Raw genomic sequence first — 16,458 nt, forward strand, 5'->3', positions numbered from 1 at the left:
CCGCGACAGTTTGACCGCGACAGAGGCAACCATGACGACCCCGCAGATCACCGACAGCCACTGCCACCTCGATTTCCCGGATTTCGACGGCGAATTGCCCGAGGTCCTCGCCCGCGCGGCAGAGGCCGGCGTGACCCGGATGGTGACCATCTGCACCCGGCTGAAGAACGAACCCGCCGTGCGCGCTCTGGCCGAGGCACATGCGCCGGTGTTCTATGCCGCCGGCACCCACCCGATGAGCGCCGCCGAAGAACCATTGGCCACGGTGGAGGAACTGGTCGCTCTGGCGCAGCACCCCAAGTTCGTCGGCATCGGCGAGACCGGTCTGGATTATCACTACACCGGCGACAGCGCCGAGGTGCAAAAGCAGAGCCTGCGCATTCATATCGAGGCCGCGCAGGAGACCGGCCTGCCGCTGATCATCCACGCCCGCGCCGCCGATGACGACATGGCGCGCATCCTGCGTGAAACCCATGCGCAGAAAGCGTTTTCCTGCGTGATGCATTGCTTCTCCTCCTCTGCCGAACTGGGCCGTGCGGCGCTGGATCTGGGGTTCTACCTGTCGATGTCCGGCATTGCCGCCTTCCCCAAGAGCCAGGAGCTGCGCGACATCTTCGCCGCGGCCCCCGTCGACCGCATCCTGGTGGAAACCGACAGCCCCTACCTTGCGCCGCCGCCCTATCGCGGCAAGCGCAACGAGCCCGCCTATACCGCCCATACCGCCAAGGTCGGCGCCGAGGTCTTTGGCCTCGACTACGGCGACTTCGCCGCCCGCACGCAGGAGAATTTCGACCGCCTGTTCTGGAAAGCCGCTGCCTATGAGGCCGCCGCCTGATGCCGGAACTGCGCTTCACGATCCTCGGCTGCGGGTCTTCCGGTGGCGTGCCGCGTCTGGGCGGCCACTGGGGCGACTGCGACCCCGACAACCCCAAGAACACCCGCCGCCGTTGCTCCATGCTGGTGGAGCGTGACGGGCCGGACGGCACCACCACGGTGCTGATCGACACCAGCCCGGACATGCGCGGCCAGCTCCTCGATGCGGGCGTCGGGCGTCTGGATGCGGTGGTCTATACCCATGCCCATGCGGATCATGTGCACGGGCTCGATGATCTGCGCATGATCGTCTTCAACATGCGCGAGCGCATCCCGGTCTATGCCGATGCACCCACCCGGGCGGATCTGATGGACCGGTTCGGCTATGCCTTCATCCAGCCCGACGGGTCGAGCTACCCGCCGATCCTGGAGATGCGCGACATCGACGGCGCGTTCGAAATCTCCGGCGCCGGGGGGCCGATCCCGTTCCTGCCGTTCCTGGTCAATCACGGCGGCATCGACGCGCTTGGGTTCCGTATCGGCGATCTGGCCTATCTGCCGGATGTCGCCCGTATCCCCGAGTCCGTGGTGCCGCTGCTCGAAGGGCTCGATTGCTGGGTTCTGGATGCGCTGCGCCGCAGCCCGCATCCAACGCATTTCTCCTATCAGGACGCGCTGGCCTGGATCGACCGCATGCAGCCCGCCCGTGCGGTGCTGACCAATATGCATATCGACATGGACTACGACACCGTCGAGGCCGAAACGCCGGACCATATCACCCCCGCTTTCGACGGCATGGTCATTCATTCGGATTATTGATCTAAACGCCTTCAGACCTCGCGCCAGGACGACCTACAATGATTTTCAACCTCATCAATGTCGTCCTGCCGGTCTTTGTTGTTGTCGGGGTCGGCTACGGGCTCACCCTGCGCGGCGTGTTCCAGCAATCCCAGATCGACGGGCTGATGAAATTCGCCCAAGGGGTCGCCATTCCCTTCCTGCTGTTTCGCGCCATGGCCGGCATCGACCTCGGGTCCGGCTTTGACCCGCGCCTGCTGGTGTCGTTCTACACCGGGGCGGGCACCTGTTTCTTTGCCGGTTTCCTGGGCGCGCGCGTCCTCTTCAAACGTGAATGGGAGGACTGTGTCGCCATCGGCTTCTGCTGCCTGTTCTCCAACTCGGTTCTGCTGGGGCTGCCGATCACCGAACGCGCCTTTGGTCCGGATGCGCTGGTCGGCAATTACGCCATCATCGCCTTCCACTCGCCGTTCTGCTATGCGCTGGGGATCACCGCGATGGAGATCATCCGCAATCGCGGCCAGGGCGGTGTGCGCACCGTCACCTCCGTGCTCAATGCGATCTTCCACAACAACCTGATCCTCGCGATCCTCGCCGGATTTGCGTTCAACCTGGCCGGCATCACCCTGTGGGAACCCGTGGACGATGCGCTGGCATTGGTGGCCTCTGCCGGCCTGCCCACGGCGCTATTTGCGCTTGGTGGCATCATGGTGCAGTACCGCCCCGAAGGCGATCTGCGCACCATCGCCATGGTCTGCGGTATTTCGCTGCTGCTGCATCCGGCGATCGTCTTTGGCCTCGGCTCGGCGCTGGATGTGCGCCAGGACCTGTTCCGCTCCGGCGTGTTGAACGCGGCCATGGCGCCGGGGGTCAACGGCTACATCTTTGCCAATATGTACGGTCGCGCCAAACGAGTCGCCGCGTCCTCGGTGCTGATCGCCACCGCCTCCTGCGTGGTGACGGTGCTGCTGTGGCTGACCCTGCTCAGCTGACCGCTGCGGCAAATCGACAGCACAGCGACCGTAAAACGGTCACAAAAGCAGCAAATGCGGCGTCGCGGCATTGGGGATTGAATCACTTCCGTGAACTTCTGCCCTGCCCCCTTGAACCCTCGCCCAGATCGGGTAAGACACGGGCCGCAATCCACACAGTTTCAAGGATCTCCCATGTTTGCTGGACAAAAACTTCCCCAGGTGACCTTCCGCACCCGTGTACGCGACGACAGCATCGAGGGCCCCAACCCGTTCCGCTGGCAGGACATGACCACTGCGGATTATTTCGCGGGCAAGCGCGTGATCCTGTTCTCGCTGCCGGGGGCCTTCACCCCCACCTGCTCCACCTACCAGCTGCCCGGTTTCGAAGACGGTTTTGCCGATTTTCAGGCCGAAGGCATCGACGACATCTACTGCATGTCCGTCAACGACAGCTTCGTGATGAACAAATGGGCCGAAGCCCAGGGCATCAAGAACGTCAAGGTGATCCCCGATGGGTCCGGCGAGTTCACCCGCAAGGTCGGCATGCTGGTGGCCAAGGACAACCTCGGCTTTGGCATGCGCTCCTGGCGCTATGCGGCGATCGTCAACGACGGCGTGGTCGAAGCCTACTTCGAAGAGCCGGGCCGTGACGACAACCACGCCGAGGACCCCTATGGCGAGTCCTCGCCCGAGAACCTGCTGAAGTACCTGAAAACCAAGGTCACCGAAGCCGCCTGATCCAATCGCCCCGAACCCCTCGGGGGATCGTCAGCATTATCACGCCCCGCAGGATGTCTTGCGGGGCGTTTCATTTGCCGGACCCTCTCGGGAAACGCCCGGTTGCGTCGCCGGTGCGGCGTTTCAGTCCCGGAACACCCGGGCGGCCAGGGCAACCCGCGACACCGCGGTGACAAAGCACAGCACCGCAAAGACATAGGCCAGCGGGACAAACGCCCCCGGCAGGCAGCACAGAAGCACAAAAAACCCGATCGTTTCAGCGCCTTCGAGCAACCCGCCGGTGAAATACAGCGTCTTTATCCCGCGCGCCTCGGTGTGCATCTCGCGTTTTTCGGCCAGCACCGCATAGCCGAGGAAACTCGTACCGTTGACATAGAAACTGCAGATGAGCACGGCCCCCGCCAGACCGTTGACGTCAGGTGCCAGGGCGACAAAGGCAAGCGGCACCGCACCGTAGAACGTGAAATCACAGACGATATCGAGATAGCCGCCGAAATCGCTGGGTTTCCCGGCCCGCGCGACCGCGCCATCCAGACCGTCGGCCAGCCGCGACGCCAGCAGCGGCAGCAGCGCCCAGCCGGTTGCGCCGCAGGCGATCAGCAGCGCCGACACCAGTCCCAGCGCCAGCCCCAGCAGGGTGATCTGGTTGGCGGTCACACCACGCGCCGCCAGGCGTGCACCCTGGGTGTTCAGCATCGGATCAATGAGCGGGCGTATCTTGGCATCAAACATGGGTTTCATGTAGCCGCATTGCCCTGAAACATCCATTCACGTTGCTGCTGACATATCGTGACCGCGCGCCGGGGCCCTGCCCCCCCTGTATCTCGCCTGAATCTCACCTGTATCTCGGCGTCGCCCTTGCCGTCCGCGCATGTCAGTCTTTGCCACATGACACAGATCAGCCGCCCCCCGCTCACCACCATTTCAGGTCAGGACATTGGCCGTTTTTCCTTTGGTTGCATGCAGTTCGGAGGACGCGCCGACGCGCGGGCCTCGACAGAGATGTTCACCGCCTGCCGGGCCGCCGGGCTGCGCCATTTTGATACCGCCTGGGTCTATACCGAGGGCGCCAGCGAAGAGCTGCTCGGCACGCTGATCGCGCCCGAGCGCGAACACCTCTATATCGCAACCAAGGTCGGCTACACCGGCGGGGCCAGTGCGGCCAATATGCAGGCGCAATTCGACACCTGCCGCCAGCGGCTCGGTCTTGATACCGTGGACCTGCTGTATCTGCACCGCTTTGACCCGGAAACGCCGCTGGAGGACACGCTGACCTGTTTTGCCGAGCTGAAACAGCGCGGATTGATCCGGCACGTGGGCCTGTCCAACTTTGCCGCCTGGCAGGTGATGAAGGCCGTGGCGCTGGCGGCGCGCCTTGGCCTGCAAATCGACGTGCTGCAACCGATGTATTCGCTGGTCAAACGTCAGGCGGAGGTGGAACTGCTGCCGATGTGCATGGATCAGAACATTCTGCCCGTGCCCTACTCGCCGCTGGGCGGTGGGCTGCTGACCGGAAAATACGCCCGGGGTGGCTCCGGTCGGCTGAGCGAGGACGCCCGCTATGCCGCGCGCTACGGGCAGGACTGGATGCATCAGACCGCGCGCGAGCTGCTGGACATCGCCGCGGAACTGGGCACCGATCCCGCAACCCTGGCCGTGGCCTGGGCCGCCGCGCATCCCGTGCACCCGGCGCCGATCCTGTCGGCGCGCTCTGCCGAACAGCTCGCCCCGTCGCTGGCGGCAACCCAATTCGACATGTCGCCGGATCTCTATGATCGCCTCTCTGCCCTCAGCCCGCGCCCCGCACCCGCAACAGACCGGTTGGAGGAAGCATGATCGACTTTCTTGTCATCGGCGGCGGCGTGGCCGGTATTGCTGCGGCGGCGCATCTGGCGGAACTGGGCAGCACCCTCTTGCTGGAGCGCGAGGATGTGCTGGGCTTTCATGCCTCGGGCCGCTCCGCCGCGATGTTCGAAGAGGACTACGGCCCCGCCCCGATCAAGGCGCTGTCGCAGGCCAGCCGCGCGTTTTTCGAAACCCCGGGCGACGGGCGCGACAGCTACCTCAGCCCGCGCGGGTTGATGCTGGTGGCCCACCAAGATCAGCGCGCGGGATTTGAGGCGGACCTGGCCGAGCTGGACCTGGCCGAAATACCGGTGGCGGAGGCCCTGACCCGTGTTCCGATCCTGAGCCCGGACAAGGTGGCCTTTGCCGCCGCCCATGACACCGCCACCGATATCGACACCGACCGGCTGATGGGAGACTGGACCAAGCTCTTGCGCCAACGCGGTGGCGACACCCGCACCCGGCAGGAGGTCACCGCGCTCACCCGGCACGGCGCGGGCTGGCGGGTGGAAACCCGCAGCGACAGCTTTGAGGCACGGCAGATCGTCAATGCCGCCGGGGCCTGGGCCGATGTGATCGCCGAGATGGCCGGGGTCCGGCCCGTGGGTATCCAGCCCAGACGCCGCTCGATGGCGCAGCTGCCCGCGCCCGGCGGACATGATGTCAGCGGTTGGCCGATGCTGATGGGCGTGCACGAAGCCTGGTATGCCAAGCCCCAGGCCGGCAAGCTGCTGGTCTCGCCCGCCGATGCCGATCCGGTGCCGCCACAGGATGCCTGGGCGGATGACATGGTGCTGGCCGAAGGGCTGGCCCGCTACGAGGAGATGGTCACCACCCCGGTCACCCGGCTCGAGGCCAGCTGGGCCGGGCTGCGCAGCTTTGCCCCCGACGGGGTGCCGGTCTTTGGCCAAGATCCCCGGCAGCCTGGCTTCTGGTGGTATGCCGGCCAGGGTGGCTACGGGTTCCAGAGCGCCCCGGCCTCGGCCCGACTGCTGCACGATCTGGTGACGGGCCGTGACCCGGAAATCGACCGCGACCTGATCGCCGCGCTTAGCCCGGAAAGGTTCGCCTGATGCCGTTTCGATCCGTTCCCGGGCAGGCCTCGGTGGCAGAGGCAACCGACGGCGGCAAGCTCTTTGCCCCCGCTGCCGCCCGCAACCTCGCCCCGCTGCTGGAGGTGGTGGAGGCACAGGCTCCCGCCCGGGGCCGCGCCTTGGAAATTGCCAGCGGCACCGGCCAGCATGTGGTGGGCTATGCCCGCGCCCTGCCCGGCCTTGACTGGCAGCCCAGCGATATCGACCCCGGTCGGCGCGCCAGCATTGATGCCCATGTGACAGAGGCCGGGTTGACGAATGTGGCAACCGCCGCCGCACTGGATGCCACCTCACCCGGCTGGGGGGCCTTGATCGGCCCCTTCGATCTGATCGTGCTGGCCAACCTCCTGCACCTGATCAGCGCGGATGAGGTCCGCACCGTGCTGACCGAGGCGGCGATGGCACTGTCGCGCACCGGTCGCATGGTGATCTACGGCCCCTTCGCCCGCGACGGGCAGCTGGTCAGCGAGGGAGACCGCAGTTTTCACGCCGCACTCACCGCCCATGACCCCGACATCGGCTACAAAGACGTCGCACAGGTTGCGAAATGGGCCGCGGAGACGGGCCTGACCCTCGCCGCACCGGTGGAGATGCCCGCCAACAACCTCTGCTTGATCCTGTCCCGCACATAAGATGTGCATAAACTTGACGTTTTTGTAACAGCCGCCCCTCAAAACCCGGCGTCGGCGCGCCTATTTCTGCTGTACAAAAAAGAAGCAGAGTCCTTGTCCATGGTGCAGTTTTCCCGCTCCGGCGCCGCCGTTCCTCCCCGCAAAAAGACTGTCCATGGCTTGGTGCCGATGTTGACAGCCCTCCTGCTGACCAGCGCAGCCGCCCAGGCGCAGTCCAGTTTCCTGCACAGTCTTGATTTTGATGGCGACGGGGTGGTCACGGTGGAGGAAGCCATCGCCTCGCGCAATCTGCAATTCCCCAACGTCGATCTGGACGGGGATGGCCAGCTCAGCGCGGAGGAGTTTGACCGTCTGCTGCTGGAGGCCCGCGACCGCTATGCCAGCCTCGGTCAGGCCTATATCGCCAAGAACCCCAGCCCGGGACGGATTGATGCCTTCACCTTTTCCGACAGCGATGCGGATGGCTACATCTCGCGACAGGAATACTATCGCAGCTCCGCCCGCTTTGCCCGCAGTCTTGACCGCGATGGCGACGGCATCATCAGTCGCGAGGACCTGATGCGCTGACAGCCGACCAAGCCGGGGCCCGCACGGACAACCGGTGTGGCCACTGTCAGTGCGCCGGGGCCGGAGACGGCGGTGCGCCGCGGGCGGAGGCCTCTTCGACCTGCGCGCGGGCGATCTCCAGCGCCGCCTCCAGCGCTGCGGGCTCGTAGACTTCGGACACGCCGCAGCGCAGGACAACCCCCTTGGGCAACAGCGGTTGCAGGCTCTTGCAGAGTTGCTGCCCCAGTTCGTAGCTTTCAAACGACCGCCAGCCCGCCAGTGCCACCAGGAAATCGCCGCCGCCCAGCCGATACAGGCGTTCGCGCGTGTTGAGCATCGATTCGACCTCCCGAACAACGCGGGCCAGCACCTGGTCCACCCGGTCTCCCTGCTGGCGCGCGCGCAGCTCCAGAACCCCGTCCAGGCGCAGCAGCACCAGCCCCACCGGCGCGATCGCCGGGATCAAGGCCCGGTCTCGCTCCAGTCGCGCGCGCCCATAGGCCCGGGTGAGCGGATCGCGCCCTTCGTCCAGGTCCAGTTTGGCCCGCAACGACAGGATTTCGCCCTCGGCCAGCCACAGGTAGGCGGAGGCAATCAGGCCGGCAGCAAACAACCGCGCCGCATTGGGCGCATCCCCTTGCAGGAAGATGAGGACGGGCACCAGCACGATCAGCGCCAGCCGCGCCGGCAGATGTTGCGACGACCGCCCCGCAAACCGCAGGCCGATCAGGGTCGGAAACATCCAGATCGCACCGGCGATGCCGACGTAATGCGTGGTCATCAGGATCGTCGCTGTCAGCACCACAACCAGGACCGACAGCGGCACCGGTGGTCTGCGCCCCAGCTGCAAGGCGGTCAGATTGACGAGGATAATGCCAGCCAGGCACACTAGGATCACGGCCAGCGGCAGATGGTTCATCAGCACGCTTTTGACCGCCAGGCCGAGAAACAGCACGATGCAGAAGACGCGGGTGAAAAGGTCCAGCCTCTGCGGCGGGATCGCCCCAAACACGGAAAGTAGGTTACTCACTATCACTGTCCCGGCTACCTCTGACGCCGCGATTCCGCAGCGGTGTACAGATGCGCACAATATCCCGGACCATATCCGAGTGGCCAAGAAAAAACGCGCCCCGGCGGTGCCGGGGCGCGCGTGTGTTGCATGCGCCTGACAGCCCTGTCCAGCAGGGCTGCGGGGCGATGTCGGATCAGCCGTCCTTGCGGATGGTTTCGTTTTTCGGGTCATAGGGGCTGTCGCAGGTGACAACCGCATCCCAGAGCTTGTCCTGCATCTTGACCTGCAGCTTGGTGCCTTCGACCGCATACTCGGGCTTCACATAGCCCATGCCGATGGATTTCTCGAAGGCCACCGAGTAGCCGCCGGAGGTCAGACGCCCAACGCGGGTGCCATCCTCGGCATAAACCGCCTCGTGTCCCCACGGATCGGCATCGCTTGGCCCGTCGATCAGCAGGGTGCAGCATTTGACGCGCACACCGGTCTCTTCCAGCTTGTCCTTGCCGAAGAAGTCCTTGGACAAATCGACAAAGCGCGGCAGGTCGGCTTCGAGCGGGGTCGCGTCGCGGCCCAGTTCGTTACCAAAGGCACGGTAGGATTTCTCCTGACGCAGCCAGTTCTGCGCCCGTGCGCCGACCAGCTTCATCCCGTGCTTTTCGCCTGCCTTTTCCAAGAGGTCGAACAGGTAGTTCTGCATCTCCATCGGGTGGTGGAGCTCCCAGCCCAGCTCCCCGGTATAGGCCACACGGATCGCATTGACCGGGCACATGCCCAGCTCGATCTGACGGGCCGACAGCCAGGGGAAGCGCTTGTTGGACAGCGCCGTCTCCGGGTCGGCATCGACGATCACCTCTTTCAGGACATCGCGGGATTTCGGACCGGCAATGGCAAAGACGCCCCACTGGGTGGTCACATCCTGCAGCTCGATGCGGCCGAACTCGGCTTCCTTGTCCTCGATCGCCTTCTTCAGATAGTCGGCATCGTACTCGGTCCAGGCACCGGCGGAGACCAGATAGTACTCGTCATCCTTGAGGCGGACGATGGTGTACTCGGTGCGGGTGGTGCCCGCCACGGTCAGCGCATAGGTCAGGTTGATGCGGCCCACTTTCGGCAGCTTGTTGCAGGTGAACCAGTCGAGGAAAGCCGTCGCGCCGGGCCCCTTGACGATATGCTTGGTGAAGGCGGTCGCGTCGATCAGGCCGACACCCTCGCGGATCGCCTTGGCCTCGTCCACCGCATGTTGCCACCAGCCGCCGCGACGGAAGGACCGGGCTTCTTCGTCAAAATTGTCCGGCGCATCCACGGGGCCGAAATAGTTCGGACGTTCCCAGCCGTTCACCCAGCCGAACTGAGCGCCGCGGGCCTTTTGACGGTCGAACGCGGGCGCGGTGCGCAGCGGGCGCGCGGCGGGGCGCTCTTCGTCCGGGTGGTGCAGAATGTAGACGTGCTCGTAGCACTCTTCGTTCTTGCGGGCCGCGAATTCGGTGGTCAGCCAGTTGGAGGAGTAGCGTTTGGGGTCGAGCGACGCCATGTCGATCTCGGCCTCACCGTCGACCATCATCTGCGCCAGATAATAGCCGGTGCCACCAGCCGCAGTGATGCCGAAGGAGAAGCCCTCAGCCAGCCACATGTTGCGCAGACCCGGCGCCGGACCCACCAGCGGGTTGCCGTCGGGGGTGTAGCAGATCGGGCCGTTGAAATCGTCCTTCAGGCCGGATTCGGCACAAGAGGGCACACGCTCCGCCATCGCCATGTACTGATCCGCGATCCGGTCCAGATCGAGCGGGAACAGGTCCGCCCGGAAGCTGTCCGGCACGCCATGTTCAAACCGTGCCGGGGCGCCGTGTTCATAGATGCCGAGGATCCAGCCGCCGCGCTCTTCACGTGCGTAGGATTCATTGTCGGCATCACGGATGACGGGGTGCTCCGGGTTGCCGGCCTCGCGCCATTTGACCAGCTCGGGGTCCTTGTCCATGACGATGAAGGTGTGCTCCACCGGGATCGCGGGCATCTTGATGCCCAGCATCTTGGCGGTGCGCTGCGCGTGGTTGCCGGAGGCGGTCACAACATGCTCGGCGGTGATGACGACCTGCTCGTCGCTCTCCACGAGGTTGCCGCCCTTCTCCACCATCTTGGTGCAGGTGACTTCCCAATGGGTGCCGGTCCAGTGGAAGGCATCGGCTTGCAGCTTGCGCACGATTTCCACACCGCGCTGACGGGCGCCCTTGGCCATCGCCTGGGTCACGTCGGCGGGGTTAATATAGCCATCCTCGGTGTGATAGATCGCGCCTTTCAGGTCGCCGGTCTCAATCAGCGGCCAGCGCTCCTTGATTTGCTCCGGGGTCAGCCACTCGTAAGCCACATCGCAGGTCTCTGCGGTGGAAGCATAGAGCATATACTCGTCCATGCGTTCCTGGGTCTGCGCCATGCGCAGGTTGCCCACCACCGCAAAGCCCGCGTTGAGGCCGGTTTCTTCCTCAAGGGTCTTGTAGAAATCCACCGAGTATTTGTGGATGTGGGTGGTCGCATAGGACATGTTGAACAACGGCAGCAGGCCAGCCGCGTGCCAGGTGGAGCCGGAGGTCAGCTCGTCACGCTCGATCAGCATGACGTCGTCCCAGCCAGCTTTGGCCAGATGATATGCGATCGAGGTGCCGACGGCACCACCACCGACAACAAGTGCTTTGACTTGGGTTTTCATGAGCCCGCTCTCCGAGTTCTCTGATTCACGATTGAATCGGTTATGGAGGAGAGTTTAGCGAGGGTGCGAAATCAGTCCGACGCAAAAACTGACAAAACCGACTTCGCGCAGCGGTTTCCTCAAATAGATACGGCAGAGAGGCCGGTTTCGCAGGGATATAATGTTGCGCGCCGCGCGGATGCGGGTCAGCAGTCCAGCACATTACCCCGCCGCACGCAGGGTCGCTGGGCGTCCTCTGCCGCGCCGGATGTCGCATCCCCCGGTAGAGTTTGACCATATGCGGCATCAAATTGCCCGGCGTGCGCCGCCTGCCCCGACCCCTGGACAGAGGTCGGCAAGAGCGCCACATCCTCCCCCGGGGCCTCAAGGCCAAGGATCGCCAGACGCGCCTGCAACACACCGCGATAGGCCATCATCGACACATCAAGCGGCGACGCTGGCCCGCGCAGTGTCTCGCCGCGCAACCGCCGCTGCACCGTCTCGATATAGGCCATGCGGTCATAAGAGGTGATCGTCTGCCCCGCCGCCTTGGCTTGCAAGTCGACATCCACGGCGATGATCATCACCCCGACGAGCAGAACATTCGTGTAAAGGCGCAGCAGCCAGATGGCGCGTCTGACAAGAAACATGCAAAGATCCCCGCCCCGATTTAAACCCAATTTCCCGGGGCCAGACCTAGCGGGGAGATGAGGCAGAAATTTGACGGGGATCTGTTTGCCTCAGTCAGTCAGAGAGGATCTTGCCGGGGTTGAGGATATTGTCGGGATCGAGCGCCGCCTTCACCGCCGCCATAAAGCGGGTTGTCTCGCCCAGCTCGCGGCGCAGATAGGGCCGCTTGCCCTGCCCGATGCCATGCTCGCCGGTGCAGGTGCCCTCCATCGAGATCGCCAGATCGTTGAGCCAGCCGACATAGTCGTCCGCCTTGGCGCGCTCCTCGGCGCTCTCCATGTCGATCAGCAGGAGCGCGTGGAAGTTGCCGTCGCCCACATGGCCAACCATCGGCGCCATCAGCCCCATCTCCTCGGCCTTGGCGCGCGCGGTGGAGACACATTCCGCCAGTCGCGAGATCGGCACGCAGACATCGGTCGAAATGCCCTTGGCGCCGGGGCGCAACCCGAGGCAGGCCCAATACATGTCGTGACGCGCCTGCCAGAGCTTGTTGCGCTCTTCGGCAGTCGATGTGGCGGCGATGTCGAAGCCGCCAAATTCCTCGGCGATCTGGGCAAAGGTATCGGCCTGTTCCACCACACCCGCATCAGAACCGTGAAACTCCAGCAGCAGCAACGGCACTTCGGGCAGGCTCAGGCCAGAGTGCTGATTGGCGGCGCGCACGCTCATCTCGTCGAGCAGTTCGATGCGGGCCACGGGGATCCCGTACTGGATGGTCATCATCACCGCACGGCAGGCCTCATCCACCGACCGGAACGAACAGCGCGCCGAGCGGATCGCTTCGGGGATGCCCTGGAGGCGCAGGGTGATTTCCGTGATCAGCCCCAATGTGCCCTCAGAACCGACCAGAAGGCGGGTCATGTCATAGCCCGCAGAGGATTTTTTCGCCCGCGATGCGGTGCGGATGATGGTGCCATCCGCCATCACCGCCTCCAGGCTCAGAACATTGTCCTTCATGGTGCCATAACGCACCGCATTGGTGCCGGAGGCCCGCGTCGCCACCATGCCGCCCAGCGACGCATTGGCCCCGGGATCGATGGGAAAGAACAGCCCCTGGTCACGCAGATAAGTATTGAGCTGCTCGCGCGTCACGCCGGGCTGCACCACCACATCCAGATCCTCCGGGTGCACGGCAAGGATCTTGTCCATCCGCATCATGTCGATGCAGATGCCACCGGCAGGCGCATTGACGTGCCCCTCCAGCGACGTGCCGGTGCCAAAGGGAATGACCGGCACACCAAACTCCGCGCAGACCTTCACGATGTCAGCAACCTCCTCGCGCGAGGTGGGAAAGACAACCGCGTCCGGCGCTTGGTTCTCGATCCAGGTGGTGGTGTGCCCGTGCTGTTCGCGCAGGGCCTGCCCGGTCTGAAGCCGGTCGCCAAACTGCGCAGACAGCGCCTCGACCGCGGCTGTGATCCCGCCTTCGTTGCGGGGCAAGGTGGTGGCCTGAACCATGGTGGTGTCCTTTCACAATCTCGGGACGGTCAACACGGCAGATGCTTCATTTGCCTTGTTAACGATCATGTCGGCGCACTCTAGGCCGCCGGTCGTCACAGCTCAAGCCCATGACGCATTGCCCCGGTTCGGGAGGGGCCAGGGCCCCTGCCCGCCTACCGGCCGAGCGCGATGCCTTCGCGGCGCGGATCTGCACCGCCCTTGAGGCTCTCGCCGATCTCGATCGCGTGCAGACCGGAGTTGAGGTCGCGGATATTGACCTCAAATCCCATGTCCGTCAGCGCAGCCTCGAAGGTCTCGGCCTCTGTGCCGGCCTCCAGATCATAGGTGCCAAAGCGGTTCACCGCATGCGGAAGCGACAGCGCTTGCTGCACATTGAGCCCCCAATCGGCCCAGCCCACAATCGCCGTGGCCACATAGCCGATGATGCGGCTGCCGCCCGGAGAGCCGATCGCAAGAACCGGTTTGCCGTCCTGCATCACGATGGTCGGCGCCATCGAGGAGCGAGGGCGTTTGCCCGGCTCCAATCGGTTCGCGATCGGCACCCCATCGCTGTGGCTGCGGAAGGAGAAATCGGTCAGTTCATTGTTCAATAGGAACCCGTTGGTCATCAGACGCGAGCCAAACCCGTTCTCGATCGTCGTCGTCATCGACAGCACGTTGCCGTATTGGTCGACGATGGAGATATGCGAGGTCGAGGGGAACTCGATGCTTTCGTCATCGGCCCAGATCAGCGCGTGGTCAAACGCGGGCGTGCCGGGGGCGACGCTGTCCAGTGCCGTGTCGCCTTGCAGCAGCTTTGCGCGCTCTGCGAGGTACTCGGCATCCACCAGACCCTTGGTGGGCATCGGCACAAAATCACTATCGGCCATGTAGCGACCCCGGTCGGCAAAAGCGAGGCGCGAGGCATCGCCGATCAAGCGCCAGCTGACCGGATTGTCTGCCCCAAGCGCTGCCAGATCATAGGGTTCAAGCATGCCGAGGATCTGCCCCACGGTGAGCGCGCCAGAGGAGGGCGGACCCATGCCGCAGGCTTCATAAGCGCGGTAGCTGGCGCAGACCGCCGGGCGCTCCTTCACCTGATAGAGCGCCAGATCAAGCTCCGACAAAACGCCCGGATTGCCAGCAGCGCTTTGCACCGTGCGGACGATGTCCGCTGCGACAGGGCCGGTATAGAACGCATCCGTGCCCTCCATCGCGATGCGGCGCAGCACATCGGCGTAGGGCTGGTTGGTGATGACCTGACCAGCCTCTAGCGGGGCACCCTCGGGCAAGAAGTAGGCCGCGGTCTCGGGGAACCGGCTCAGGCGCTCCGCATCGTTTGCAATCGATTCCGCCATCCTTGGCGACACAGCAAAGCCCATTTCCGCCAGCCGGATCGCATCGGTAAACAATCCGCCCCAGTTGGATTCCCCCCATTTGCGATGTGCGGTCTCCATCAATGCCGGTGTGCCCGGCGTGCCGACGGAACGACCACCGACCACCGCATCGAAGAACTTCAACGGCGCGCCGTTTTGATCCTGAAACAAGGTCGGGGTCGCCGCAAGCGGCGCGGTTTCGCGCCCGTCCAGCGTGCTGAGCGCGCCGGTCGTGGCGTCATAATAGACAAGGAAAGCGCCGCCACCGAGGCCGGAGGATTGCGGCTCCACCAGCCCCAGAACCGTTTGCACCGCAACCATCGCATCTGCCGCCGTGCCGCCGTCGCGCAGCACCCGTGCGCCCGCCTCGACCGCGAGCGGGTTGGCGGCGGCGACCATCCAGTCATCGGCCAGCACCGGCTCGCCCGCGTTGCGGGCCGCCATCGCGGCAGATGCCGCATCAGAGAGCACCAGGCCCGCCGCGCCGGGGCCGATGGTTGCGGTTTCAGGCGCGACAGCATCCGCGGCCTGCTGGGCAATCAAAGGCGTTGCAAGGGACGCCAACAGCGCCCCTGTCAAAAATGTCTTTTTTCATATCGTCCTCCCAAAACGCGCCGCCCGCAAAAGGCCGGGCACGGCGCCTACAACATGGAGGGCACCACCTGATCCGGTGGACGGTGCCCATCTTCAAATGTCTTGATGTTCAATAGAACCTTTTCGCCCATCTCGATCCGCCCCTCGAGCGTCGCTGACCCCATATGCGGCAGCAGCACCACATTGGGCAGCTCGCGCAGGCGCGGGTTGATGGTGGTGCCGTGTTCATAGACGTCAAGGCCACAGCCTGCGATCTCGCCACCGCGCAGGCCGCGCGTCAGGGCGTTCTCGTCGATCACCTCACCGCGAGAGGTGTTCACGATCACCGCATCCGGTTTCAACAGCTTCAGGCGACGGGCGTTCATCAGATGAAAGGTCGAGGGCGTCGACGGGCAGTGGATCGAGATCACATCCATCCGCGCCACCATCTGATCGAGGCTCTCCCACCAGGTGGCGTCCAGCTCTTCTTCGACTTCGGGGCGCAGGCGGCGGCGATTGTTGTAATGGACCTGCATGCCAAAGGCGCGGGCCCGGCGTGCGACCGCCTGACCAATGCGCCCCATCCCCAGGATACCAAGACGACGCCCCGCCAGACGCCCACCCAGCATGGCCGTCGGGGACCAGCCCTCCCAGTCGCCGCGCTGCATGATGGCGAGACCTTCGGGAATGCGGCGCACAACGGCCATGATCAGCGCCATGGTCATATCGGCGGTGTCATCGGTCAGCACACCGGGTGTGTTGGACACCAGAATGCCACGCTGACGCGCGGTGGCGACGTCGATATTGTCGACCCCGGCGCCATAGTTCGCAATCAGCCGCAGCCGCTCTCCGGCCTGCCCCAGCAGGCTTGCATCAATGGTGTCGGTGACCGTCGGCACCAGCACATCGGCCTCTTTCATGGCGGCGGCCAGCTCTTCGCGGCGCATCGGGGTGTCATCGGTGCGCAACCGCACGTCGAACAGCTCACTCAGGCGGGTTTCCACCGGCTCTGGCAACCGTCGCGTAACAACAACACTCAGGCGTTCTCTGGGCACGTGCCTTCTCCCTCGGGCTATGCAAGTCGATCCATTCCATGGCATCGTGTCGCAAGATAATTGCGGGCACAAGCACCCTTCCGCCCCAGCCTGCGTTGCGTTATGCACGCGGTCAGGATCAGCGGGTGTCAGGATCATAAAAACAAGGCGCCCGGGACAAGAATGGGCATCGAGGCCGTGCAGAACATCTTT

The 16,458-nt window shown here is 64.4% G+C and carries 15 protein-coding genes; 8 read left to right on the forward strand and 7 right to left on the reverse strand.

Going from position 1 to position 16,458, the window contains the following annotated elements; all coding sequences use genetic code 11:
- Positions 1–31: 31 nt before the first annotated feature.
- From MHM88_RS15225 to MHM88_RS15240, 4 genes are all read left to right on the forward strand, one after another.
- Complete coding sequence (locus MHM88_RS15225) at positions 32–835, forward strand: TatD family hydrolase (RefSeq protein ID WP_239367188.1); 804 nt, start codon at positions 32–34, stop codon at positions 833–835.
- Positions 835–1,632 (forward strand): MBL fold metallo-hydrolase, encoded by a 798-nt coding sequence (locus tag MHM88_RS15230; RefSeq protein WP_239367190.1) that lies wholly within the window; start codon positions 835–837, stop codon positions 1,630–1,632. Before MHM88_RS15225 ends, MHM88_RS15230 begins: the two co-directional genes overlap by 1 nt.
- 38 nt (positions 1,633–1,670) lie before the next feature.
- Entirely contained in the window at positions 1,671–2,603 is a 933-nt protein-coding gene (locus MHM88_RS15235) for an AEC family transporter (RefSeq protein WP_239367192.1), read from the forward strand.
- Positions 2,604–2,777: 174 nt separating this feature from the next.
- Positions 2,778–3,323 (forward strand): peroxiredoxin, encoded by a 546-nt coding sequence (locus tag MHM88_RS15240; RefSeq protein WP_239322864.1) that lies wholly within the window; start codon positions 2,778–2,780, stop codon positions 3,321–3,323.
- A 123-nt stretch (positions 3,324–3,446) separates the two neighbouring features.
- Here the strand turns inward: MHM88_RS15240 and MHM88_RS15245 are convergent, their stop codons facing one another.
- Positions 3,447–4,055, reverse strand: a complete 609-nt coding sequence (locus tag MHM88_RS15245) for a CDP-alcohol phosphatidyltransferase family protein (RefSeq protein ID WP_239367376.1) — start codon at positions 4,053–4,055, stop codon at positions 3,447–3,449.
- Positions 4,056–4,211: 156 nt separating this feature from the next.
- Here MHM88_RS15245 and MHM88_RS15250 point away from each other — a divergent pair, with 156 nt between their 5' ends.
- From MHM88_RS15250 to MHM88_RS15265, 4 genes are all read left to right on the forward strand, one after another.
- Positions 4,212–5,159 (forward strand): aldo/keto reductase, encoded by a 948-nt coding sequence (locus MHM88_RS15250; RefSeq protein ID WP_239367194.1) that lies wholly within the window; start codon positions 4,212–4,214, stop codon positions 5,157–5,159.
- Positions 5,156–6,241 (forward strand): FAD-binding oxidoreductase, encoded by a 1,086-nt coding sequence (locus MHM88_RS15255; protein ID WP_239367196.1) that lies wholly within the window; start codon positions 5,156–5,158, stop codon positions 6,239–6,241. Before MHM88_RS15250 ends, MHM88_RS15255 begins: the two co-directional genes overlap by 4 nt.
- Entirely contained in the window at positions 6,241–6,894 is a 654-nt protein-coding gene (locus MHM88_RS15260; protein ID WP_239367199.1) for a DUF938 domain-containing protein, read from the forward strand. Before MHM88_RS15255 ends, MHM88_RS15260 begins: the two co-directional genes overlap by 1 nt.
- Before the next feature lie 168 nt (positions 6,895–7,062).
- Complete coding sequence (locus tag MHM88_RS15265) at positions 7,063–7,461, forward strand: calcium sensor EFh (RefSeq protein ID WP_239367220.1); 399 nt, start codon at positions 7,063–7,065, stop codon at positions 7,459–7,461.
- A gap of 46 nt (positions 7,462–7,507) precedes the next feature.
- On the opposite strand, the gene MHM88_RS15270 is transcribed toward MHM88_RS15265, so the two are convergent.
- From MHM88_RS15270 to MHM88_RS15295, 6 genes are all read right to left on the reverse strand, one after another.
- Positions 7,508–8,470, reverse strand: coding sequence for a GGDEF domain-containing protein (locus MHM88_RS15270; protein WP_239367222.1), 963 nt, complete (start codon positions 8,468–8,470; stop codon positions 7,508–7,510).
- Between the two features lie 175 nt (positions 8,471–8,645).
- The gene (locus MHM88_RS15275; protein WP_239367224.1) at positions 8,646–11,153 is read right to left on the reverse strand and encodes an FAD-dependent oxidoreductase; all 2,508 of its coding nucleotides are present in this window, start codon (positions 11,151–11,153) and stop codon (positions 8,646–8,648) included.
- Between the two features lie 185 nt (positions 11,154–11,338).
- Complete coding sequence (locus MHM88_RS15280) at positions 11,339–11,782, reverse strand: hypothetical protein (RefSeq protein ID WP_239367226.1); 444 nt, start codon at positions 11,780–11,782, stop codon at positions 11,339–11,341.
- A 94-nt stretch (positions 11,783–11,876) separates the two neighbouring features.
- Entirely contained in the window at positions 11,877–13,280 is a 1,404-nt protein-coding gene (locus MHM88_RS15285; RefSeq protein ID WP_239367228.1) for an FAD-binding oxidoreductase, read from the reverse strand.
- Positions 13,281–13,435: 155 nt separating this feature from the next.
- Complete coding sequence (gene ggt / locus MHM88_RS15290; RefSeq protein ID WP_370687500.1) at positions 13,436–15,205, reverse strand: gamma-glutamyltransferase; 1,770 nt, start codon at positions 15,203–15,205, stop codon at positions 13,436–13,438.
- Between the two features lie 74 nt (positions 15,206–15,279).
- Entirely contained in the window at positions 15,280–16,266 is a 987-nt protein-coding gene (locus MHM88_RS15295) for a D-glycerate dehydrogenase (protein WP_239322854.1), read from the reverse strand.
- Positions 16,267–16,458 lie beyond the last annotated feature (192 nt).

It is taken from the genome of Epibacterium sp. MM17-32, assembly GCF_022348205.1.
GTDB lineage: Bacteria > Pseudomonadota > Alphaproteobacteria > Rhodobacterales > Rhodobacteraceae > Epibacterium.